Here is a 320-nt window from a genome sequence, read left to right as displayed (position 1 = left end):
GCTATCCATCTTCATCCGGTACGCTTATAGATTATGATGATAATGGGAATATGACCAGTCAAAAAGATAAAGGAATAATAAAAATAAAGTACAACCATCTTGATTTGCCATCTGCTGTTATTTATGATGATACTTATATTATACGGGATCGTTTTTTGGGAGATACTGAAAAAAATGTTAATACACAATATACGTACAGAGCAGACGGAACCAAACTGAAGGCGGAGTACTCCTATTTTTCTTCCAAAAGCCAAATAGAGCTGAAAAAAATCACTGAATACCTCGATGGCTTCCAATATGAAAATGGTGTTTTGCAGTTT

1 protein-coding gene is annotated in these 320 nt (G+C 34.4%); it reads left to right on the top strand.

What is annotated here, in order from left to right:
• The coding region (locus SB679_RS23535; RefSeq protein WP_410704688.1) for a hypothetical protein at window positions 1–320 on the top strand (320 nt) is incomplete at both ends.

The organism is Chryseobacterium sp. SIMBA_029 (assembly GCF_046535275.1).
GTDB lineage: Bacteria > Bacteroidota > Bacteroidia > Flavobacteriales > Weeksellaceae > Chryseobacterium.
Note: the sequence above shows the minus strand (reverse complement) of the source record. Positions and strands in the feature narration are given on the sequence as shown.